This window comes from Holdemanella sp. DFI.5.55 (assembly GCF_020593575.1).
GTDB classification, from domain to species: Bacteria; Bacillota_I; Bacilli_A; order Erysipelotrichales; family Erysipelotrichaceae; genus Holdemanella; species Holdemanella hominis.
Window position 1 is genome coordinate 1 of the sequence record NZ_JAJDMK010000476.1, and the last position, 209, is coordinate 209.

The following is a 209-nucleotide window of genomic DNA, read 5'->3' on the forward strand; positions in this document are numbered from 1 at the left end:
TACCATAAGCATATTGGGCACCAAACTGCGTCGCCCCTTGATACATATCCTGTGCCAGTTCAGGTCCCTGAACCGTCTTAAAGCCGGGGTAGTTTTCAATTGCTGCCGTGTTATTCAGATTACCGCCATAAATCCCGCGATCCAGCATCAAAACGGACAAGTTGGCTCTTGAGGCATACAGAGCCGCGGTCATCCCAGCAGGACCAGCG

The 209-nt window shown here is 52.2% G+C and carries 1 protein-coding gene; it reads right to left on the minus strand.

Going from position 1 to position 209, the window contains the following annotated elements:
* Window positions 1-209: NAD(P)/FAD-dependent oxidoreductase (locus LJE08_RS14860; RefSeq protein ID WP_370633291.1), on the minus strand; the 209-nt coding region annotated here is incomplete at both ends.